The organism is Erythrobacter dokdonensis DSW-74 (genome assembly GCF_001677335.1).
In the GTDB taxonomy this organism is placed as follows: Bacteria; Pseudomonadota; Alphaproteobacteria; order Sphingomonadales; family Sphingomonadaceae; genus Erythrobacter; species Erythrobacter dokdonensis.
Map to the genome: position 1 here is coordinate 93,890 of NZ_LZYB01000009.1, position 20,440 is coordinate 114,329.

At 63.6% G+C, this 20,440-nt stretch carries 30 protein-coding genes; 18 read left to right on the forward strand and 12 right to left on the reverse strand.

The genetic code is table 11. The features are described 5' to 3' along the window. Positions 1 to 115 precede the first annotated feature (115 nt). Together I603_RS13900 and I603_RS13905 are read left to right on the forward strand one after the other, a co-directional pair. Positions 116 to 724 (forward strand): HNH endonuclease, encoded by a 609-nt coding sequence (locus I603_RS13900; protein WP_068865833.1) that lies wholly within the window; start codon positions 116 to 118, stop codon positions 722 to 724. 78 nt (positions 725 to 802) lie between these two features. Next, positions 803 to 1,030 (forward strand): hypothetical protein, encoded by a 228-nt coding sequence (locus tag I603_RS13905; RefSeq protein WP_068865834.1) that lies wholly within the window; start codon positions 803 to 805, stop codon positions 1,028 to 1,030. A gap of 15 nt (positions 1,031 to 1,045) precedes the next feature. Here the strand turns inward: I603_RS13905 and kynU are convergent, their stop codons facing one another. The 6 genes from kynU to dksA form a co-directional block, all read right to left on the reverse strand. Then, positions 1,046 to 2,269 (reverse strand): kynureninase, encoded by a 1,224-nt coding sequence (gene kynU / locus I603_RS13910; RefSeq protein WP_068865835.1) that lies wholly within the window; start codon positions 2,267 to 2,269, stop codon positions 1,046 to 1,048. After that, positions 2,266 to 3,057 carry a tryptophan 2,3-dioxygenase gene (locus I603_RS13915; RefSeq protein ID WP_068865836.1) on the reverse strand — a complete coding sequence of 264 codons (792 nt, stop codon included), beginning with the start codon at positions 3,055 to 3,057 and terminating at the stop codon, positions 2,266 to 2,268. Before I603_RS13915 ends, kynU begins: the two co-directional genes overlap by 4 nt. Before the next feature lie 39 nt (positions 3,058 to 3,096). Then, a complete protein-coding gene (locus tag I603_RS13920; RefSeq protein WP_084440142.1) occupies positions 3,097 to 3,429 on the reverse strand; it encodes a DUF4112 domain-containing protein in 333 nt (110 codons plus the stop codon). 95 nt (positions 3,430 to 3,524) lie between these two features. Continuing rightward, the gene (locus tag I603_RS13925) at positions 3,525 to 4,991 is read right to left on the reverse strand and encodes an ABC transporter substrate-binding protein (protein WP_068865838.1); all 1,467 of its coding nucleotides are present in this window, start codon (positions 4,989 to 4,991) and stop codon (positions 3,525 to 3,527) included. An 81-nt stretch (positions 4,992 to 5,072) separates the two neighbouring features. Next, positions 5,073 to 5,450 (reverse strand): PilZ domain-containing protein, encoded by a 378-nt coding sequence (locus I603_RS14375; protein WP_084440134.1) that lies wholly within the window; start codon positions 5,448 to 5,450, stop codon positions 5,073 to 5,075. A 190-nt stretch (positions 5,451 to 5,640) separates the two neighbouring features. Further along, positions 5,641 to 6,099, reverse strand: coding sequence for an RNA polymerase-binding protein DksA (gene dksA / locus I603_RS13935; protein WP_068865840.1), 459 nt, complete (start codon positions 6,097 to 6,099; stop codon positions 5,641 to 5,643). 384 nt (positions 6,100 to 6,483) lie between these two features. On the opposite strand from dksA, the gene I603_RS13940 reads away from it, so the two are divergent. Then, a complete protein-coding gene (locus I603_RS13940; RefSeq protein WP_068865841.1) occupies positions 6,484 to 6,762 on the forward strand; it encodes a hypothetical protein in 279 nt (92 codons plus the stop codon). Between the two features lie 8 nt (positions 6,763 to 6,770). Here the strand turns inward: I603_RS13940 and I603_RS13945 are convergent, their stop codons facing one another. The 5 genes from I603_RS13945 to I603_RS13965 are packed head-to-tail and all read right to left on the reverse strand — an operon-like array spanning position 6,771 to position 9,944. Continuing rightward, complete coding sequence (locus I603_RS13945; protein ID WP_068865842.1) at positions 6,771 to 7,910, reverse strand: GNAT family N-acetyltransferase; 1,140 nt, start codon at positions 7,908 to 7,910, stop codon at positions 6,771 to 6,773. Then, on the reverse strand, positions 7,907 to 8,635 hold the full coding sequence (locus I603_RS13950) for a glycerophosphodiester phosphodiesterase family protein (RefSeq protein ID WP_068865843.1): 729 nt from the start codon (positions 8,633 to 8,635) through the stop codon (positions 7,907 to 7,909). The genes I603_RS13945 and I603_RS13950 overlap by 4 nt, the downstream gene beginning before the upstream one ends. Next, positions 8,632 to 9,087: a RidA family protein gene (locus tag I603_RS13955; protein WP_068865844.1), complete on the reverse strand. Its 456-nt coding sequence runs from the start codon at positions 9,085 to 9,087 to the stop codon at positions 8,632 to 8,634. Before I603_RS13955 ends, I603_RS13950 begins: the two co-directional genes overlap by 4 nt. A 3-nt stretch (positions 9,088 to 9,090) precedes the next feature. Then, positions 9,091 to 9,711, reverse strand: coding sequence for an HAD family hydrolase (locus I603_RS13960; RefSeq protein ID WP_068865845.1), 621 nt, complete (start codon positions 9,709 to 9,711; stop codon positions 9,091 to 9,093). Next, positions 9,708 to 9,944: a DUF3572 family protein gene (locus tag I603_RS13965; protein ID WP_068865846.1), complete on the reverse strand. Its 237-nt coding sequence runs from the start codon at positions 9,942 to 9,944 to the stop codon at positions 9,708 to 9,710. Before I603_RS13965 ends, I603_RS13960 begins: the two co-directional genes overlap by 4 nt. Before the next feature lie 94 nt (positions 9,945 to 10,038). Between I603_RS13965 and I603_RS13970 the strand changes: the two genes are divergently transcribed. Beyond that, the gene (locus tag I603_RS13970) at positions 10,039 to 10,401 is read left to right on the forward strand and encodes a response regulator (protein ID WP_068865847.1); all 363 of its coding nucleotides are present in this window, start codon (positions 10,039 to 10,041) and stop codon (positions 10,399 to 10,401) included. A 16-nt stretch (positions 10,402 to 10,417) separates the two neighbouring features. Here I603_RS13970 and I603_RS13975 read toward each other — a convergent pair whose 3' ends face one another. Further along, positions 10,418 to 10,993 (reverse strand): Pycsar system effector family protein, encoded by a 576-nt coding sequence (locus I603_RS13975; protein ID WP_084440136.1) that lies wholly within the window; start codon positions 10,991 to 10,993, stop codon positions 10,418 to 10,420. A gap of 133 nt (positions 10,994 to 11,126) precedes the next feature. Between I603_RS13975 and I603_RS13980 the strand changes: the two genes are divergently transcribed. The 14 genes from I603_RS13980 (at position 11,127) to I603_RS14035 (ending at position 20,429) form a co-directional block, all read left to right on the forward strand. After that, entirely contained in the window at positions 11,127 to 11,369 is a 243-nt protein-coding gene (locus tag I603_RS13980) for an acyl carrier protein (RefSeq protein ID WP_068865848.1), read from the forward strand. Positions 11,370 to 11,383: 14 nt separating this feature from the next. After that, the gene (gene spt, locus I603_RS13985; protein ID WP_068865880.1) at positions 11,384 to 12,610 is read left to right on the forward strand and encodes a serine palmitoyltransferase; all 1,227 of its coding nucleotides are present in this window, start codon (positions 11,384 to 11,386) and stop codon (positions 12,608 to 12,610) included. 154 nt (positions 12,611 to 12,764) lie between these two features. Next, positions 12,765 to 13,223, forward strand: a complete 459-nt coding sequence (locus I603_RS13990) for a hypothetical protein (RefSeq protein ID WP_068865849.1) — start codon at positions 12,765 to 12,767, stop codon at positions 13,221 to 13,223. Further along, positions 13,220 to 14,563 carry a DNA-packaging protein gene (locus tag I603_RS13995; RefSeq protein WP_068865850.1) on the forward strand — a complete coding sequence of 448 codons (1,344 nt, stop codon included), beginning with the start codon at positions 13,220 to 13,222 and terminating at the stop codon, positions 14,561 to 14,563. Before I603_RS13990 ends, I603_RS13995 begins: the two co-directional genes overlap by 4 nt. A gap of 14 nt (positions 14,564 to 14,577) precedes the next feature. Next, on the forward strand, positions 14,578 to 15,735 hold the full coding sequence (locus I603_RS14000) for a phage portal protein (RefSeq protein ID WP_068865851.1): 1,158 nt from the start codon (positions 14,578 to 14,580) through the stop codon (positions 15,733 to 15,735). After that, positions 15,732 to 16,037, forward strand: a complete 306-nt coding sequence (locus tag I603_RS14005; RefSeq protein ID WP_068865852.1) for a DUF6127 family protein — start codon at positions 15,732 to 15,734, stop codon at positions 16,035 to 16,037. The genes I603_RS14000 and I603_RS14005 overlap by 4 nt, the downstream gene beginning before the upstream one ends. Continuing rightward, complete coding sequence (locus tag I603_RS14380; RefSeq protein WP_232305409.1) at positions 16,034 to 16,435, forward strand: HK97 family phage prohead protease; 402 nt, start codon at positions 16,034 to 16,036, stop codon at positions 16,433 to 16,435. The genes I603_RS14005 and I603_RS14380 overlap by 4 nt, the downstream gene beginning before the upstream one ends. A gap of 75 nt (positions 16,436 to 16,510) precedes the next feature. Then, complete coding sequence (locus tag I603_RS14010; protein ID WP_068865853.1) at positions 16,511 to 17,671, forward strand: phage major capsid protein; 1,161 nt, start codon at positions 16,511 to 16,513, stop codon at positions 17,669 to 17,671. A gap of 150 nt (positions 17,672 to 17,821) precedes the next feature. Further along, a complete protein-coding gene (locus tag I603_RS14015; RefSeq protein ID WP_068865854.1) occupies positions 17,822 to 18,367 on the forward strand; it encodes a head-tail connector protein in 546 nt (181 codons plus the stop codon). Between the two features lie 178 nt (positions 18,368 to 18,545). Further along, positions 18,546 to 18,941 carry a tail completion protein gp17 gene (gene gp17 / locus I603_RS14020; RefSeq protein ID WP_068865855.1) on the forward strand — a complete coding sequence of 132 codons (396 nt, stop codon included), beginning with the start codon at positions 18,546 to 18,548 and terminating at the stop codon, positions 18,939 to 18,941. A gap of 4 nt (positions 18,942 to 18,945) precedes the next feature. After that, the gene (locus tag I603_RS14025) at positions 18,946 to 19,353 is read left to right on the forward strand and encodes a phage major tail protein, TP901-1 family (protein WP_068865856.1); all 408 of its coding nucleotides are present in this window, start codon (positions 18,946 to 18,948) and stop codon (positions 19,351 to 19,353) included. Then, positions 19,350 to 19,664: a gene transfer agent family protein gene (locus I603_RS14030; RefSeq protein WP_068865857.1), complete on the forward strand. Its 315-nt coding sequence runs from the start codon at positions 19,350 to 19,352 to the stop codon at positions 19,662 to 19,664. Before I603_RS14025 ends, I603_RS14030 begins: the two co-directional genes overlap by 4 nt. A 38-nt stretch (positions 19,665 to 19,702) precedes the next feature. After that, complete coding sequence (locus I603_RS14385; protein ID WP_232305410.1) at positions 19,703 to 19,861, forward strand: phage tail assembly chaperone; 159 nt, start codon at positions 19,703 to 19,705, stop codon at positions 19,859 to 19,861. Next, positions 19,854 to 20,429: a tail tape measure protein gene (locus tag I603_RS14035; protein WP_068865858.1), complete on the forward strand. Its 576-nt coding sequence runs from the start codon at positions 19,854 to 19,856 to the stop codon at positions 20,427 to 20,429. The genes I603_RS14385 and I603_RS14035 overlap by 8 nt, the downstream gene beginning before the upstream one ends. The last annotated feature ends 11 nt before the right edge of the window (positions 20,430 to 20,440 follow it).

The window sequence follows — 20,440 nt, forward strand, 5'->3', positions numbered from 1 at the left end:
CTGAGGCTATCCACAGCTCATCAACATGCTGTCCCTGTGGATAGCCACCCTGTCACGGGTTTGACTCTTTGTCCTGTCAGGTCAGGATGCAGGTCAATCAGGGAGGAACGCGAAGGTGTTCAACGCCGAACTGATCGAGAAAGCCGCCCGGTTCCGCGGCGTCGACGAAGACCCGACGCGCAATCTTTCAGCCTGCCCGGCATTGGTGCTGAATGCGGATTACACCCCGCTGTCCTACTACCCGCTCAGCCTGTGGCCGTGGCAAACGGCGATCAAGGCGGTCTTCCTCGACCGGGTGGATATCGTCGCGAGCTACGACCGCGAGGTACATTCACCCAGCCTCGACATGAAAATCCCGAGCGTCATCGCGCTCAGGCAATATGTTAAGCAGAGCGAGTTTCCCGCCTTCACCCGCTTCAACCTTTTCCTGCGCGACCGCTTCCAGTGCCAGTATTGCGGCAGCCCGGAGCATCTGACCTTTGACCACGTCATCCCACGCCGCCTCGGTGGGCGTACGACGTGGGAGAACATCATCACCGCCTGCGCCCCGTGCAACATGAAGAAGGGCGGTCGCACGCCCAAGCAGGCCGGGATGCCCGTGCACCAGTCGCCGATCCGGCCCACCAGCTGGCAATTGCAGCAGCACGGCAAGCAATTCCCTCCCAATTACCTGCACGAAACCTGGCGCGACTGGCTTTACTGGGATGTCGAGCTGGAAGCGTAACGGCAGAGGCTTGTCGCTGTCCGGAGATTGTGAGACGCTCGCCGTGCCTCGACGTGCGAGGTATTAGGGGAACCAATCATGGGCGAGAAAGCTGGTCCGAACGCGAGTTTGACTGCGGGCACGGTCCTGCTGGCGGTGTCCTGTCTGAATATCGGCTATGGTCTGTGCATGACCGTAAACGGCATGGACAATGCCATGATCCCACTGGGGATTGGTGTAATGCTGTCCGGTCTCGCCACGTCGTTCATTACCAAGAGCGCCAAGATGCTCGGCGAACAGGGCGCGGGGCCCGGAGAAGAAACCTAGCGGCCCAGCCGCCGTTCAGGTCACCGTGGTGCGTTGACTGAAAGCCGGGCGCTGCCACTCCCCGCTTGCCAGCACTGCGGCAAGGTGGCCCGCAGCCGCGGCGATGTCGGCGAAGCTCAGATAGGCGGGGGCAAAGCCCAGCCGCAGCACATCGGGATCGCGGAAGTCGCCGATCACTCCGCGCGCGATCAGCGCCTGACAGATGGCGTAGGCCTCCGGATGCCGGAACGACAGCTGGCTCCCGCGGGCGCCGCTATCGGGCGGGCTGACGCATTCGAGCACAGCGCCCTGAGCGTCGAGGCTTTGGAGGAAGAACTCCGAAAGCGCCTGCGATTTCTGGTGCAGCCGCCCCACCCCGATCTCCGCAATCAGATCGACGCCAACTTCTAGCGCGGCCAGCCCGAGCACCGGCGAGGTGCCGCACAGGAGCTGTTCGATCCCCGGCGCGGGAGCATAATCGTCGGAAAAGGCGAACGGTGCAGCATGGCCGAACCAGCCGGTGAGTGGCTGGGAGAGGCTTGGATGGTGCCGCTCGGCAACAAAGGCAAAGGCCGGTGCGCCCGGCCCGCCGCACAGATACTTGTACCCGCAACCGACAGCGAAATCGACACTGGCTCCGTTCAGATCAACCGGCACCGCCCCGGTCGAGTGCGACAGATCCCACAGCACCAGCGCTCCTGCCTCATGCGCCGCGCGGGTCAGGGCTGCCATATCGTGCATTGCGCCGGTCTTGTAATGGACATGGGTGAGCAGCAGCAGCGCCACATCGCTGTCGAGCGCGTCAATCAAACGTTCCCGCTCGGCCAGTCGCCGGGTCGCCAACCCCTGCGCCTCCAGTCCGGCGATCATGTAGAGATCGGTCGGGAAATTGCCCGACTCGGACAGGATCACTTTGCGCCCCGGGCACATTTGCAGTGCGGCTGCGATCAGCTTGAACAGGTTCACGCTGGTCGAATCGCAGGCAATCACCTCTTGCGGCGCGGCACCGACGAGCGGCGCGATCTTCGCCCCCACCCGGCCTGCCGCCTCGAACCAACCTGCGGAATTCCACGAGCGGATCAGCCCCTCGCCCCATTCCTTCTTGACCACACAGCGCAGCACTTCGGGTGTCGTCTTGGGCAAGGCGCCAAGAGAATTGCCGTCCAGATAAATGACACCCTCGGGCAGGGTAAATCTTTCACGATACCCTGCCAGCGGGTCAGCCGCATCGAATTCGGCAGCGCGCCGTTCGGCCGTCATATCGCCGTCCTCACACTCAGCAATTCCGGGAAGAAAGCCTGCTTGAGCACGCCTTCGAGATAGGGCACGCCGGGGGTGCCACCCGTCCCACGCTTGAAACCGATGATCCTTTCGACCGTCTTGAGATGGCCGAAGCGCCAGCGCTGGAAATGATATTCGAGGTCGACCAGCTTTTCGGCCAGTTCGTAGAGGTCCCAATGGTTCTGCGGATCGCGGTAGATCGCCGCCCATGCGGCCTCGACGCTGGAGTTGTGGACATAGGCTGAGGTCGGATCGCGCTCCGTCGCTGCCGCGTCCACGGTAAAGCCCCGGCGCGCAAGCAGCCCTATGGCTGCGTCATACAGGCTCGCGCGCCCGCGTTCGGATTCAAGCCGCTCGGCCCAATCGGCATTGCCCTTGTGCCGCTTTACATGCCGTGCGTCCCGCCCGCCTAGCATGAATTCCATCATCCGGTACTGGGCTGACTGGAACCCGCTGGAAGCACCGAGATACGGGCGGATCGCGGAGTAATCGTGCGGTGTCATGGTGCTCAGCACATCCCAGCTCTGAATCAGCTGCTGCTGCGCGCGCGCGACACGGGCCAGCATCTTGAAAGCCGGACGCAGTCTATCAGCTTCGATGCATTCGCGCGCGGCGGTCAACTCGTGCAGGCACAGCTTGAGCCACAACTCGCTCGCCTGATGGACGATGATGAACAACAATTCGTCATGCGCGCCCGAGGCCGGATGCTGGGCCGCGAGGATCCGGTCCAGATCGAGATAACTCGCATAGGTGACTTTGTCGGTCATGGCGCCCGCACCCCTAGCGCCTGACCGCCCGGAGGGAAACTACCCCTCGATCACGCGCGTTTGCGGATGATGCTTGTCGAGGTGCTTGCGGATGATCCTGAGGTTGCGGCTATTCGACCGGAACACGAAGTCCGCCGCATCGCCTACCACCGGAATAGCGCCGATGGCGGTGTCGAACAGGACGTTCATGCCCATGCGTGCAAGCTGCCACTTCGACATACCGAGATTGCGCGCCTCCCAGACGATATAGGCACCCAGAGCTGCCATCACGATGTCGCCCATCACCGGCACCAGACCGGCCAGCGCGTCGAGACCGACAGGCATGTTCAGACCGGGGACGACGAAGCTGCGTTCTAGCAGACGCTCCATCATTTCCACCCGAACGCGCACCGACGCGGCATCGGTGCCCGTCGGAATGACCGAATTAAGAGAGCGAGTCTGATGCACCTATGCGATCCTTTCCCCTATTATGTGGTGGGTTGGGACAACGGGAACAAGGGGTGCAGCCCCCATTGGTTGGCGAGGTAGTTGTTCAGCGACCCGCGCACCAGCGACCAGCGCACCGGCGCTCCGAGCGGAATATAGGCCTCGCGCGCGATTAACGCGCCATGGGCTTCAGCCAGAAGCCGCTCCCGTTCGGCCGGATCGCCGGCAGCGAGCGATGCGCGAACCAGCGCATCTGCTTCCGGCGAGCAGAGCCCAGCCTTCAACGAGCAATTGAACTGGTTGAGATACCACCGTGGAGAGGAATAGCGCGCAAGACTGTCGCGCAGCTCAAGTTCCGCCCCTTCGCCAGGTGCCTTGCGTGTTGCTACAACGCCGATCTCGCTCCAGGCCTCGGCGAGCTGCCGGAACAACAGATCGCTGCCCGGGCCTGCGGGCAAACCGACCGCGACCTGGGCCTTCTTGCCAGACTGTGTCTCCCAGGCGCGGATCCGCGCTGCGGCGGTCGCGCGGCGCTGTTGGAGCGACAGATCCGCCCAGCGCTGCGCAGGATACGGGGGTTGTGAAAATGCCCCTTGCGGCACGATCCACGTGTTCGCCTGCCAGCCGCCGAGACCGAAAGGCTGGATCACCGCTGTGCGGTCAATCGCCATGGACAAGGCCTCGCGCCGGGCCGGATCGCCGAGCAAACCAGTCTCCTCACGGACCACCAACCCCAACAAGCCGAGTGTCGGGTCAACCTGAATCGTCCCACGCGAAAGCGGGCCAGCCTCGGCCTGCGGGAAGTCGACGATGCTTCCCCCCAGCACCAGATCGACATCGCCGCGCTTGAATGCGGCGACGGCCTGCGCGGCTGATTGCGCCTGCAATTGCACTGGACGGGCGAGTTCCTCCCAATCCTCCCTCGCCGGAAGGCCGCGCGTTTCCGGCGGCAACGCGGAAAGGCGGACACGCATCGTATCCTCGTCGCGCGACATCGCCATCGGGCCTGCTCCGCTGCCGCTCTTCACGAAGCCGACTTCCGGCTGGGCGAGCAGGCGCAGAAAATCGGGCATCGGCGCAGACAGGCGGACCTCGACAACCCGCCCGGTCATAGCCCGGATCTCTTCGATCTTTGCCAGATCCAGCCCCAGAGAGGTTCCCCTCAGACGGCGAAGCGATTCGCGCAGCAGGCGCCGCACATCGGCCGCGCTGATTTCCTCGCCATCTGGCCATGTGCCGTCGCGCAGCCGGAAAATATAGCTGAGCCCGTCGTCGGTCACGATCCATCGTTCGGCCAGCGCCGGGACGACCTGCCCGCCGGGGTCGAGCGTGACCAAGCCCTCGAAGGTCGCAGCGCGCAGATGCTGGGCTGCCGGCGAGAGCCGCACCCCCTGCTGGAACAGGCTCTCGGGCGCACCGATGATGGCCACCTTGACAGGCCCGCCACCAGCCGAGGAACCGCAAGCGGCCAACAGCAGCGCCAGAAACAGGGTCAGCCGGATTCGCATCGCGCCGTGCCTAGCAGCTTGCGCGGCTCTGGTCAGCTTGGTTGGCCGGAGATTGCCCCGGCAATGTCGGGGTGAGGATGCTCAGATCTTGCGCAGCTTGCCTGGCTCTGGCGGCGGTGGTGCACGGTGCGTCCACATTGGCTTGAGTATTGTGGCTGCCGCAAGGTCATGGGTCTTGAGCGGGCGGCGTGCGTCCTGGGATTCGATCTCTTGGTCGAATGCAATGCCGAAGCGGTTGTCTTGCACCCAGGCAACGCTGCCGGGAACCACGCCGATGTTTCGCAGCTCGACCTCGACGCGATGTCCACGCTGAACGCGCAGACTGCCTTCGGCCATCATTCCGCCGTCGGACAGGTTGCGCACACGCACACGGTGGACCTCGGATGCCTGCTCAATCCGAAGATCGGCCAACAGGAACAAGCTGTCGCGCGTTACGCTGCGCGTCTCAACTCCCGTCATCTCAGGATCGCCTCCATCTTCATGCGTGCTGTCCTCAGCAACGCCGAACCCGATCCTACGGAGTTTCGTTACCAAGCGCCATCGGGCGATAGGCAAATGCGGTAAACAGGCGGTAAATTAATGGCCTCTGATCGCGGTTGAAACCACGCGCGTCCCGCAGCGGGACATGCTGCAGCGCAATTGCTACCGGTCAGTCATCGCGCGAGATTTTCTCGCGGCGCTCATGCGCCTCCTGCGCCTCGACGGTCATGGTCGCAACCGGTCGCGCGATAAGCCGACGCAGGCCGATAGGATCGCCGGTGACTTCACAATAGCCATATTCGCCTTCGTCCAGCCGACGCAGTGCCGCATCGATCTTGGACACCAGCTTGCGCTGCCGATCGCGCGTGCGCAATTCGATGCCCCAATCGGTTTCGCTCGAAGCGCGGTCGGTAAGGTCGGCCTCGCGGATCGGCCCGTCCGCAAGCGATTGCAGGGTTTGGCCGGCGGCGGAGTGGATAGAGCGCTTCCATTCGATCAGCAGCATCCGGAAATAGGCCTGCTGCCGCTCGTTCATGTATTCCTCGTCCTCGCTCGGGACGTAGTCTTCGGTGATCAGGCGCTTGGCCTTTTCGAGGATATCAATTTCGTCAGACGCCGCAGATGCCATGTCGCCCTCTAATCCCATAGAGCTGCTTGCAAGGCCGTTGCACGCTGGCACCTGAATATTTTCATTGGTCCCCTCGACCCCGGCAAGTCGAAGCCATGAGCGCGCTATAGGCAAGCCCCTTGAAGCACACAAGCGGCTTTCCTGCCCCTCGGGCAAAAGACGCAAAGGCTCGCGAGGCAGGCGGGCGCACCATTCCGGTCCCAACCCGGAAAGGCCTCCTGCCGTTAACGATTTATTGACCATGTTAGCGGAGTTCTCTGGCGAAGGAGGGCCGCAGGGGGCGGTCTGGTGACTAACGGGGACTAAACCATGCAGCTGATCACGATCACGGGTCAGGAAACGGATGTTTCATATGGAAGCGACGCTCAAGCGAATGCGGGACCAGTGGCCGATCTTGTGCTCGCACGGTGGCTTGTGGCCGCTGCGGAGGGCGACACCAATGCTTTGTTTGATCTCGGCGTGGCCTTCTCGACCGGCAGCAATGGCGCGGAATGCGACCTGATCGAAGCCCACAAGTGGTTCAACCTTGCCGCTGCGCACGGACACGAGGAAGCTGCACACTGTCGCGCCGATATATCGGAAGACATGACGGCTCGCGAGATCGCCGAAGCCCAGCGCCGCGCGCGCCAGTGGCTGGCCGAGGAACGCCGCCGCGCCGCCTGACCGGCTGGTCAGACGCCCTTTCTGAACGGGGTGCGCCCGCCAAGGTAAAGCTGGTCCGAGGCGATGCCCTCCCGCTCGCGTTCGAGAAAGTCGGCAACGGCGGCGCGAAAACCCGGGTCGGCGATCCAGTGCGCCGACCATGTCTGCACCGGTTCGTATCCGCGTGCGAGCTTATGGCCGCCCTGTGCGCCGGCCTCGACCCGATCGAGTCCCCGCGCGATGGCGATGTCGATCGCCTGATAATAACAAAGCTCGAAATGCAGGAAGCGCACCTCGCGCGTGCAGCCCCAGTAACGTCCGTAGAGCGCATCCCTGCCGGCGAAGTTCAGCGCCCCGGCAATCGGTGTCGACCCGTCATAGGCGAGGATCAGCACGATCCGCTCCCCCATCCGCTCGCCCAGGAGGCTGAAGGCCTCGCGGGTCAGATAGGGGCTCCCCCATTTGCGGCTGCCTGTATCCTGGTAGAATACCCAGAAGGCGTCCCAGTGCTCCTCGCGTATTTCGGTGCCGCTGAGGTGGCGGATGGTCAGACCCTGCGTCGCGGCTGCCCGCTCCTTGCGCAAGTCCTTGCGCTTGCGTGAGGAGAGCGCGGCAAGGAAATCGTCGAAACCGGCATAGCCCCGGTTGAACCAGTGGAACTGGATATCGGATCGCGGCATCCATCCGGCGGCCTCGAACAATGGCAATTGCTCCGGCGTGATGAAGGTCGCGTGGGCGCTCGACAGCTTGTTTTGCGCGCACACCGTTTCGGCCCCCTTCAGCAGATGCGGTGCAAGGCTCGGATCGGACAGCAGCAGGCGCGGGCCGGTGGCCGGGGTAAAGGGCGCGGCGATCTGGAGCTTGGGGTAATAGCGCCCTCCTGCCCGGTGCCATGCATCGGCCCAGCTGTGATCGAAGACATATTCGCCCTGACTATGCGCTTTCGCATAGGACGGCATCGCGGCAAGCAAGCGCCCAGCCTCATCGACGATGGCGATCGGCGCGGGCTCCCACCCGGTGCCGGGACCGACAGAGCCCGAATCCTCCATCGTGGTGAGGAATTCATGGCTGATGAAAGGATTGTCCTTCCCGCCCAGCGCGTTCCATTCCTCGCGGTCGAACGCAGCGACCGACGAGGCGATGCGGACGGTCAGTTCGGTGTCGCTCACGCCAGCCCCTCCGCTTCGGCGATCAGCGCATCGGCTTGGGCGAGCGCGCGCGCACGGGTCTCGGGCGAGTTGACCGTCCATGTCAGCACCGGCAGCCCCCTAGCACGCAGGCCCGCGACCCAACGGCTCGGCAGGGCGTTGATGTGATAGGCGAGGAAATCAGGCTTCGCGATCCACAGCGCGAGACTCCGGCGCCACGCCGTCTGCGTATTCCCCCGCTCGTCCTCGCGCATCACCAGCCCGGCGCAGACCTTCGGGGCGTGCCGCTTGAACCAGCGGGCCACGAGCGGGTCGAAGCTCATGACGGCATGCGGCCCGGCATAGTCTTCGAGAAGCCGGCCGACCTGAATGCAGGTTCGCTCGACATGATAGCCGCGCTTCGACTTGATCTCGATCAGCAGCGGCACCCGGCCAGCGACCATATCGAGAAACGTCGCCAGCCGCACCGGGTGCTGATCCGTACCAAGCAGGTGGAGCATTTCGAGGGTGTCAGCATCAAGTCCCTCGGTGGACTCCGGTCTGCCGGTGAGCCGCTCAAGCTCCCAGTCATGGAACACGATCGGGTGATCATCGCGGCTGCGCTGGATATCGCATTCGATCCCCAGCCCTGCCGCGATCGCCGCCTCGGCCGCCGCAAGCGAGTTTTCCGGAACGCCCGGCCCATGCAGGCCGCGATGGGCATATTCCCACCGCGTCAACCAGTCCGGGACGCAGCCTTCGCTCATGCCTTCAGCGCTATCACCGCATCAACCTCGACCGCCGCACCGCGCGGCAGGGCAGGCACGCCAACTGCGGCACGGGCGTGCTTGCCGGCATCGCCGAATACCTGCTCCATAAGGTCCGACGCGCCATTGGCGACCTCCGGCTGGTCGGTGAAGTCGCCGGTACAGTTGATGAAAGCGCCCAGTTTGACGATCCGCTCGACCTGGTCGAGCAACCCAGCGGCTTCGAGCTGCGCAATGATCATGAGGCCGCAGGCGCGGGCAGCAGCCTGACCTTCGGCAACGCCCACGTCATCGCCCAGCCGCCCCTTGACCACCTGACCATCGACAAACGGCAGCTGGCCCGAAACATGGGCAAAACCGCCATGCACCACTACCGGCACATAGCTGGCGACGGGCGCGGCGGCTTTGGGCAGGGTGATGCCGAGTTCGGCGAGTTTGGCGGTGTAAGTCATGTGTCAGTCCTCCAGTCGTTCAAGCAGCCAGGGCAGGGCCTCGTCCCAGCGGTCGATCCGCGAATGGGCGTGGCCAGCCTTGTGAGCGCAATCAATGGCGTGGGCGATCATCGGCTCGCCGCACAGGTGCAGCCGCGTAACGTGAGGCGTGATGTCGGCGACCGAGGCGTGGTGCTGGGCGAGATCGTCGATGAACAGCGCGCGGGTCGGCGCATACTCCTCGATGATCGCCTTCAATGCCGGGCCTTTCGGCCCCTGGTTTGTGAACACGCGGGCATTGATGCCGACAGCCGCAAGCTGCTCGGCGCGTTTGTCGCGGCGTTCATCGACGAGGTTAGTGAGGATCACCACGTCCGCCTTTTCGGCAAGGGTATTGATCCCCTCGACTGCGCCGTGGATGGGCATCTGGCTGTCCATCTGCGTGTCGAAGAAGCGGCCGAGCATCTTCCAGATATCGGGCGGGGCGAGCAGTTCGCCGGTCGCCTGCCAGCGCAGTGCCTCGGCGAAATTGTGGCCTTCGAGATGGAAGCTGACGCCCTGGCTTGCCTCCAGCCAGTTCTTGAAGGGAGCGACCATGTGCAAGAGCACTTCGTCGCAATCGGAAATGATAAGGGGGCGGGTCATGCTTGCAAAGCGTCCTTGGCGGCGACCAGTTCCTCGGGCGTGACGGCAAGGGCCTCGGCGGCGCGGATCAGGTCGGGTTCGTGGTTGGCGAGAAACTCCAGCGCCGAGGCGAGGATCATCGGATCACCCAGCCCGGCGCGCAAACTATCGGGATCAAGCCCGGTCAGTTCAAGATAGCGTGCCGCCCTGTCATCGCATTCCAGAACCCAGCCGAGCGCAGCCAGCGCCAGCATCTGGGGGTTGGCAGGATCGGATGGCGGGCGAAGCGGGATTGCCGTGTCCTTCGGGTCGGTCTAGTTTGATCGCGGGCGGCGAACGGGGCGTGCAGTGACAAAGCGGATCATGGTTGTCGAGGACAATGACCTCAACCGGAAATTGTTCTGCGATGTTTTGCGCGCCAATGGCTTCGAGGTCGAGCCGGTCGCCGAGGGCGACAAGGTGCTGGCGACCGCGCGGGCCATGTCGCCTGATCTGATCATCATGGACATCCAGCTTGGCGGGATCTCGGGGGTGGATCTTATCGAGGCGGCCAAGCGCGACCGGCTTCTGGCCGCAATCCCTGTGCTGGCGGTAACGGCCTTCGCTGCCAAGGGCGACGAAGAACGCATCCGGGCGGCCGGGGCGGAGGGCTATCTGTCTAAGCCGGTGTCGATCGGCCCGTTCATGTCCGCAGTCAACGCTCTTGTATAGACTCTCGCGCCCGGGTTCAGGCGAGCCTCACCGCATACTCGGCGATAAACATCAATACCGTCAGGATCAGCCCCGCCATGAAGCTCTTGTAGGCATAGGCGAGGTACTTGTATTTCTTGCGCTGGAGCACCTGTCCGTTCTGGTAGACATCGTGCAGCATGGCGCGGAACACGGTCTCGTCGGCGCGCAAGTCGTTGAGGATGCTGTTTGTCCATTCCTCCTCATCCATGTGGGTGAAATAGCCAAAAAACAGCTTGTTTGGCTTGCCGCCGGTGAGTCTCCCCGCCTTGGGCCCGCTGATCGAGGGCAGAACCGCAAACACCGCGAACATCGCAGAAACAAAAGCAAACACTGCCAGCACCGCCAGGGACCATGGCAGTGTACCATTGGTGGCCTGCCCGACCGACAGGGTAAAGACGAGAAAGGCTGCTCCCATCAGGATCGAGGCCTTGGTGTCGGCCATCTGGCTCAGCATGACATTGGTCTGCTGGCTGGTGCGCACCAGATGGATCGCATGGTTGGAATAGCCGGATGGCGACAGCAGCGACGGAGAAGCGTCCGGCAGTTCAGCCTGCGTTGAATCGTCAGCCATTATTCCCCCCGGACTGGCGTACCGCACGGCCATGGCGCGGCGAAAACTTGACAAGCTGCATCATCCGCCGCTTTGCACTCGTAATATCGTGGCAAAGGCCACGCGACAACCGATCCTGAGAAGGCATTCCGCCATGACCCCCACCCAAGTCGATGCTTCCATCCGCGCATTGATCGAACCCTTCAACAAGAAGGGCATCGCCATCGAGGACACCACCACTTTTGCCGGCGATCTGGAATTCGACAGTCTGACGGTGATGGATTTCGTTGCCGCGATCGAGGATGAGTTCGACATCATCATCTCGATGAACCAGCAAGCCGAGATCGAAAATTGGGGTCAGCTCGTTGCGGCAGTCCACAAGCTGCAGGATAGCTGATAATGGCAACATCCATGACTGAAACCCTCAGCGCGGCCGAGCCTGTAGATCTGCTCGCCAAATTCGATCCGATCATCCAGACCCGCGAGCAGCTGCTCGCGGCCGGGGTGGAGGATCCGTTCAACCTTGTGATGGAGCAGGTGCTTTCGCCCACCCGGGCGATCTGCAACGGTCGGGACACGATTCTGCTCGGCACCTACAATTACATGGGCATGACCTTCGATCCTGACGTGATCGCGGCAGGCAAGCAGGCAATGGAGGATTTCGGTGCGGGGACGACCGGCAGCCGCGTCCTGAACGGCACATTCCGCGATCACCGCGATGTCGAAGCCGCACTGCGCGACTTCTACGACATGGACCACGCGATGGTCTTTTCGACCGGCTACCAGGCAAACCTCGGGATCATCTCGACCCTGGCGGGCAAAGGCGATTACATCATTCTTGATATCGACAGCCACGCATCGATCTATGATGGATGCGCGATGGGCAAGGCCGAGGTCGTGCCGTTCAAACACAATGATGTCGAAGCGCTGGAAAAGCGCCTCAAACGCATTCCTGAAGGCGCGGGCAAGCTGGTGGTGCTCGAAGGCGTCTATTCGATGATGGGCGACGTTGCCCCGCTCAGGGAAATGGTCCGCATCGCCAAGGAGCACGGGGCAATGGTGCTGGTCGACGAGGCGCATTCGATGGGCTTCATCGGAGAGCATGGCCGCGGCGTCGCCGAGGCCCAGGGGGTGATTGATGATGTCGATTTCATCATCGGCACCTTTTCCAAGAGCGTCGGCACAGTCGGCGGCTTCTGCGTTTCGAATCATCCGAAGTTCGAAGTGCTGCGACTGGTATGCCGCCCCTATGTTTTCACCGCCGCTCTGCCGCCGAGCGTCATGGCAAGCTCTGCCACGTCGATCCGCAAGTTGATGCACGGCGGCAACAAGCGCGCGCACCTCTGGGAGAATAGCCGTACCCTGCACAAGGGCCTGCGCGATCTCGGCTTCAAGCTCGGCACCGACGAACCGCAGAGCGCGATCATCGCTGTCATCATGCCCGACCTCGAAAGGGGCGCGATGATGTGGGAGGCGCTGCTCAAGGAAGGTCTCTACGTCAATCTTGCCCGCCCACCGGCAACGCCTGCCGGCATGACTTTGCTGCGCTGCTCGCTGTGCGCCGAACATTCCGCGGAACAGGTGCAGACGATCCTTGGAATGTTCGAGCGCGCCGGGAGAGCGATCGGAATCATCTGACCACGGAGCATTCATAACCAATACGGTTATTTATTATTGACATCGTAACGCTCTTTGGTTATCAGAGGGCATCATCGAAAAATTGTGATTCGCCAGCGGGCGGCTTCCCTTCGCGGAGAGCCGCCCGTTTTCGTTTGCACGGGGAGTAGCGCTCATGCCCGACGAAAAGCCGGTCCGCTCCTGTAGCGGGACCGCCAATCCGGGTCGGCACTGGCGCAAGCGCTTTCTCGAAACCCTCGCCGCCACGTCCGATATCGAGCGTGCTGCCAGCGCGGCCAGGGTGACGGTCGCACGAGCACAGCAGGTGCGCAGGACCGATACCGGCTTCGCCCGCGACTGGCAGGCCGCCATCGCCGACGGCTACCTCAACCTTGAAATCGAGGTGATCCGCCGCCTGCGCGAAGGCGATCTGATGACTGCCAATGGCGACAAGTTCGACTTCGCCAATGCGATCCGGCTGCTCGCCGCCCGCCGCGACCGGGCGGCATCGGCGCAGCATAGCCAGATCCGCGATGTCAGCGCTGCCGAAGTGCGCGCTTCGATCGATCGCAAGATCGAGGACATACGGCGACGGGTAGCTCGCCAGAAGGCAGCCCGTGGGGAGGAAACATGATCGCACCCTACGATGCGATGATGGCGGACCAGTCGGAAGACGGTGCCAGGGTCCGCCGGCTGCTGAGCGAGCAGCTGGACCAGAACGAACGGAACGGTTTCGATTACGTCTGGGAATATATTGCCCGGCGGGAGCAGCTTCCGCCGGAGGGTGACTGGCGCATCTGGATGATTATGGCCGGACGCGGTTTCGGCAAGACCCGTTCGGGCGCTGAATGGGTCCGGATGATCGCCGATTCCAATCCTGAAGCGCGCATCGCCCTCGTCTCCTCCTCGCTCGCCGAAGCGCGCGCGGTGATGGTCGAGGGAGAAAGCGGGCTGCTCGCGATCTGCCGTCCAGGCCACAAGCCGCATTTCGAGCCCTCGCTCCACCGCATTCGTTTCAGAAGCGGGGCACAAGCACAGTTGTTCTCGGCTAGCGAGCCCGAAAGCTTGCGCGGGCCGCAGCACAGTCACGCCTGGTGCGACGAGATCGGCAAGTGGCCGCTGGCCCACGAACGGGCGACGCGATGCTGGGACAACCTGCTGCTTGGCCTGAGACTTGGCTGTGACCCGCGCATCGCAGTCACCACCACACCGCGCGCCGTGCCCCTCGTGCAGCGCCTGGTGGCACAAGCGGCGGCGGGGAACGATGTGGCGATCACGCGTGGCTCCACAGTGGACAACACCGAACACCTCGCCGAGCGATTCATGGAGGCGATCGCCAGCGAATTCGGCGATACCCAGCTTGCCCGGCAGGAGATCGGCGGCGAACTGCTCGAAGATATCGAGGGTGCGCTCTGGACCCGGTCGTTGCTCGAGCAGGCACGCGAGCATGGGTCCGTGCCCGACCAAGCGAGAGTAGTGGTTGCAGTCGACCCGCCTGCCGGAACAGCAGGCGACGAATGCGGGATCATCGTTGCCGCGCTCGGCAGCGACGGGATCGCAAGGGTGCTGGCGGATTGCTCCCTGAACGGGGCAGCCCCCGCCGACTGGGCACAGACTGTGGCAAATGCAGCGCAGGAATGGGACGCCGACCGGGTAGTGGCCGAAGCCAACCAGGGCGGCGCGATGGTAGAGAGCGTGTTGCGCGCAGCCGACAAGGCGCTGCCGGTGAAACTGGTTCATGCCAGCCGCGGCAAAATCGCGAGGGCGGAACCGGTAGCGGCGCTCTACACTGCAGGCAGGGTTCGTCATGTCGGCGTGTTCGCCCGGCTCGAGGATCAACTTTGCGGCCTGCTCGTAGGCGGTACCTATGCCGGACCGGGACGCAGCCCCGACCGGGCCGACGCACTGGTGTGGGCATTGACCGAACTGCTCCTGGGACGGCGGCCAGCCAGCCCGAGCGTGCGGCAGATCTAACCTAAGGAAATCTCATGGCCTTGCTCGACATTTTCCGCTCCGCCTTCAAGGGCGGAGAGCGCTCCCGCGTGCCCCTCTCTTGCGGGATGACGCAGGGCTGGCACCCGGCCTTCGATGGTGGTCCGGCGGCGCGCAGCTATGACTATTCGCGGGCAGTGACCGATGGCTTCCTCGCCAATCCGATCGCCCAGCGGTCGGTCCGTCTGCTGGCCGAAGGGATCGGCCAGGCGCCGCTGCATTGCCCGGACCCGCGCCTCGCAGCGCTGGTATCGGCCACCAGCGCGGGACAGTCGCTGATCGAGACACTGGCAGCCAATCTGCTGCTTCACGGCAATGGCTATGTGCAGATTCTCAAGGACGCGTCCGGGACGCCGGTCGAACTGTTCGCGCTGCGGCCCGACCGCATTCAGGTCGTGCTCGACAGTAAGGGCTGGCCCTTCGCCTATCATTACAAGGTGGGCAGCGACACGGCGCGCCTGCCGCTCGAGGACGAGGATGGCTGGCCCGGAGTGATCGCGATCCGGGCTATGCATCCGCTCGACGATCATCGCGGCGCCGGCGCGCTCGAGGCGGCTTGGCAGGCGGTCCTCATCCACAATGCGGCAACCCATTGGAACCGGGCATTACTGGAGAATGCCGCGCGGCCCTCGGGCGCGCTGGTCTACGAGGCCGGTGATGGCGCGGCACTGACGTTCGAGCAGTTCGAGCGGCTCAAGCTTGAGCTCGACACCGCCTTCTCCGGCTCTGGCAATGCCGGTCGCCCGATGCTTCTCGACGGCGGGCTGAAATGGCAGAGCATGGCGCTTTCTCCAGCCGACATGGACTTCGCGACACTCAAGAGCGCAGCAGCACGCGACATCGCGCTCGCTTTTGGCGTACCGCCAATGCTGCTCGGTCTGCCGGGCGACAATACCTATTCGAACTACCGCGAGGCCAATCGCGCGCTGTGGCGCCTGACGCTGCTGCCACTTGGCGAGAAGCTGTTTTCCGCGCTGCGCGAGGGTCTCGCGCCATGGTTTCCGGCGGCCGAGCTGGGGATCGATCTCGACCGTGTGCCGGCGCTTTCGGAAGATCGCGAACGACTTTGGTCGCAAGTCTCCGACGCAGACTTCCTGACACGCGCCGAAAAGCGCCAACTGCTGGGCCTGAGCCCCGAGGAGAGTTCCCAATGAGCCGCGAAGACCTTCTCGCCAGCCTGATGGCGCAGGCACGGAACGAGGGCGCTGAACTGGTCACTCTGCGGGCCATAGTCGAAGAGGCGAGCGTGCTCGCTACGGATCGGGCGCTTGAGCGGCTCGGCTTGGGCGATGCGGGCGCAGAAGACGATCTTGGCGAGCTGCGCGAACTGCTGCAGGCATGGCGCGATGCCAAGACCAGCGCCTGGAAGGCGCTGGTGGAATGGATCATTCGTGGAGCGCTGGCGCTACTCTTGGTCGGGATCGCGGTGCGGCTTGGCGCCTGGGACTTGCTGTGAGCGCGCCGCTGCGATTTGCCGGTTATGCGGCGCTGTTCGACATCGCCGACGCCGGGCGCGACACAATCCGTCGCGGTGCCTTTGCAAGAACGCTCGCGGCGAGAGAAAGTCCTTTACCGCTATATTGGCAGCACCGGCCCGACCAGCCGATAGGGATAGTGGAACACGCTGCCGAGGACAGTCGCGGCCTGCGCATCATAGCACGAATTGACCGCCCCGAGAGTCGGGCCGCGGTTCTTTTGTCACGAGGCAAGGTCGAGGGTCTGAGCTTCGGTTTCCGCACCCGCGCCTCCCGCCATAGCGAGGCAGGACGGGAACTACTCGATCTCGATCTGTTCGAGGTCAGCCTCGTTACGCATCCGCTCCAATACGGAGCGCGCGTCCATCTGGTGCGCTGACACCAGCCACATGCATCTCCCACCGGCCGCCAAAGGGGCGGCCTTTTTCTTGTCCAACCGAAAGGCCAATGCCCCATGGAAAATACCACGTCTCCCGTCTCCGGTGCTGCCAGCGGCGATCCGCTCGCAGAAAGCTTCGACATCGTTGCGCGCCAGGATCAGGTCGAAGCCCAGATCGAGGTCCTGCGCAGCGACGTGACCGAGGTAAAGTCTCGTCTCGACAAGGTCGCACGGGCAGCGGCGCGTCCCGCCATAGGGGGCGCATCGACCAGCGATGCGACCGAAGTCAAAGGCTTCGTCGACGGCTATTTGCGTCGCGGCCGCGAGACTGAGCTGAAGTCGATCAGCGGCATCAATCCGGCTGATGGCGGCTATGCGGTTCCGCGGCAAATCGATGCCATCATCGCAAGCGAACTGGCCGAGATCAGTCCGATCCGGGCAATCGCTCAAGTCGTCCAGACCGGCACATCAGGCTATCGCAAGCTGGTTGCGACCGGGGGGACTGCTTCGGGTTGGGTAAGCGAAGCCAGCCAGCGGCCCGAAACAGCCGCGCCCGGCTTTGCGGAAATCGCTCCTCCCTCGGGCGAACTCTACGCCAATCCGGCGGCGAGCCAGGCAATGCTCGATGATGCCGCATTCGACATCGAAACCTGGCTGGCCAATGAGATTGCGCTCGAATTTGCGCGGGCCGAAGGAACGGCCTTCGTGCGGGGAAGCGGAATCAACCAGCCCGAGGGCTTCCTCAGCGCGCCGACCGGCACCGCCGAGGACGGCGTGCGCGCGTTCGGAACGATGCAATATATCGGCTCGGGCAACGCTACCGGCTTCGACATGTCGCCTGATTCCAGGCTGATTGACCTCATCCACTCTCTCAAGTCGAGCCATCGGCAGGGCGCAAGCTTCGTCATGAACTCGGCGACGCTCGCTGCGGTCCGCAAGCTCAAGACCTCGGACGGTGCATTCCTGTGGCAGCCCGGTATGGTCGAAGGCCAGCCCGACCGGCTGCTGGGCTACCCGGTGATCGAAGCAGAGGACATGCCTGATATCGCTGCCGGGGAATACCCGATCGCCTTCGGCAACTTCCGCCACGGCTATCTGATTGCCGAACATAGTGCGACTCGGGTGCTTCGCGATCCGTTCACCAACAAGCCCTTCGTCCACTTCTACGCGACCAAGCGGGTAGGAGGAAAAGTGCTCGATTCCAACGCGATCAAGCTGCTCAAGATCGAAGCCTGACCCGCGGCCAGGCTTCGCCGTCCCGGCAAGGTAGAGTCCCCCTTGCTCCCCTGCCGGCGTTTTGCGCCCGCATCGTCCGAGGCTCGCACCGAGCATGCCCGAGCGATGCGGGCGCACCCTTGTTTTGACCAGAATCTGGGAGAACCCGCGATGCAGCGGACAATCGTGCAGCCTCCTGCCCTTGGCGACGCTGCGCTAGCGGAACTCAAGCACTGGCTTGGGATCAGCCGTACCAACGATGATGTCGCCCTTACAGGGCTGCTCGAGACCAGCACAGCGATCTGCGAAGCCTTTATTGGCCAAGCTCCCCTGCGCCAGACTGTCGAGGAGATCATGCCGATCTGCTCGAGCTGGCATGAACTCGTTTCGCGTCCTGTTCATCAGCTGGTTGCCGCTACCCTCATCGCCAGCGATGCCAGCCGGCAAAGCCTCGGGGAACCAGGCTACGCCATTGATTGGCGGGGAGCCGGCAGTGCCTGCGTAAGGCTGCTGCAGCCCCTTGAGGGCCGCGGAGTAGCACTGCAACTTGAGGTCGGGATTGCCGAGGACTGGGCGAGCCTGCCCGCGCCTCTGGGGCAGGGCATCATCCGCCTCGCCGCGCATCATTTCCGCGATCGCGAGCAGAAAGGCAGCGCGGTCCCTCCGGCCAGCGTCACAGCCCTGTGGCGACCATGGCGAAGCGTGCGGCTGGGATGATCCATATGCAACGACCGGGCCCAGCTTTGTTGCAGCGCCTCGCCCTGAAGGCCCGACGGATCGCAAACCGGCACCTGCGAGCTTCCGGTCATCACCACCGCCGACCATCGGAGGACTGGCATTCGCCTCACAAGCTTTGGCCGGAATTCACCGACGATAACACAAGGATCTGAGCGCCATGGAAAACGAATTGCGCGCAGCCCTGATCGCATGGCTACGCTCCGATCCTGCTCTGGCCAGCATCAATTCGGTTGAGGAGGAAGCCCCGCTGAGGGCAAGCCCTCCGTGGCTCGGTATTGCCGCCAGCGCAGCGATCGACTGGGGTAGCAAGGATCGCCCGGGACGCGAGATGCGGATCGCGCTGGAACTTGAAACGCTTACAGATCTGACCGCCGTCGACGCATCGCTGCTGGGCGCAATCGAACGCCGTGTGCTCGCCCTTCCGCCATTCCAGCCGGGCTTCGAGGTAGCCTCGATCCGTTTCCTGCGGTCGCGCAGCGAAGCTCGCGAGAACAACCGCAGGGCGGCGCTCCTCGAATTCCGCTTCCGCCTTCTCGCATCCAACACGGAGTAAGCCCATGCCTGCACAATCAGGATCCGCCTTCCTGCTCAAGATCAGCGATGGCGCCTCGCCCCCTGCATACCAGACGGTCGCAGGTCTCAGAACCACGCAGATGTCTATCAATGGTGACACGGTGGTAATCACCCACAAGGGATCGGCCGGGTGGCGAGATCTGTTGTCGGGTGCGGGTACCCGCTCCGTTTCGGTCAGCGCCGCCGGCATCTTCCTTGGTAGTGTGGCGGAAAGCGCCGTGCGCACCCATGCCCTGGCCGGGACGCTGGAAGACTATGAACTGTCCTTCGAGGACGGTGAAAAGCTGCGCGGCCGCTTTCTTGTCCAACGCCTCGACTATGCAGGGGACTTCAACGGCGAGCGCAATTACACGCTCCAGCTTGAAAGCTCGGGGCCGGTAGTACCGGCATGAGCAAATCGGCCAATGCACTGAGAGGCGAAACAGAGTTCGTGATCGCCGGGGCGACCCACGTGCTGCGCCCCAGTTTTGAAAACCTCGTATTGGCCGAAGCCGAGTTGGGCTCGCTCTTCGCGCTTATCGAACGCGCGGCACAAGGCATGCTTACCCTCGCCGAGATTGCGGCCCTGCTGTGGCATTGTCTGCCCGACGAGAACCGGCCCGAAAGGAGCGCAGTCGGAGAGGCAGTAATGACCATGGGCGTCCTGGCGGCGACCGCACCGGTTCGGGCCATCCTTGCACAAGTGCTGCAGGGCGACGCGTGACCGCGACCTTTGCCGATGCCGCGCGCAGGTGCTGCGCGGTGTCAGCACGGCTACTCGGCTGGCGACCGGCCGAGTTCTGGAGCGCAACCCCCGGGGAATTGGTGATGGCCCTTACCGACTCTGGCGATTCCCCATTCCCGGCTGCGCCAAGCCAGGAAGCAATCGCCCGCATGATGGAGCGCGATTCCGATGGATGACAATTTCGAAGAGCTGGTGATTGACGTGCGCGCCAGCACTGATGGCTTTGCCGCCGATCTCGAAAAGATGCGGCGGTCGCTCGACACCTCGCTGGTGGACGGCTTCGGGCGGGCCGGCAATGTGCTCGAGACCGGATTGCTATCGGCACTGCGACGCGGGAGCCTGGGCTTCGACGATCTCAAACGGGTCGCCTTTCGCGCTCTCGATGAAATTGCAGGCCACGCCCTGCAATCCGGACTGGCAAGCCTGTTCGGAGGATCGGGCGGCGGCGGACTGGGCGGGCTTGTCAGTCAGTCACTTGGCGCACTGCTAGGCCTGCCAGGCCGGGCAACAGGAGGCCCCGTGTCGCCGGGCCGTGCCTATCTCGTCGGCGAAAACGGGCCGGAGGTTTTCATGCCCACCGCGTCGGGCAGGATCGAAACGGGCCGCGGACTGACTTCTGAGGGTCGGGACGTGCGTGTAGCGATCCAGCTGGCGGTGCCGCGCGGCACGGCTGCGCCGACCGCCATGCGGCGCTCGTCGCGACAGATTGCCAGCGCGGTTCGTCGCACCCTCCAGCAGGTCTGAGGGAGGAAACC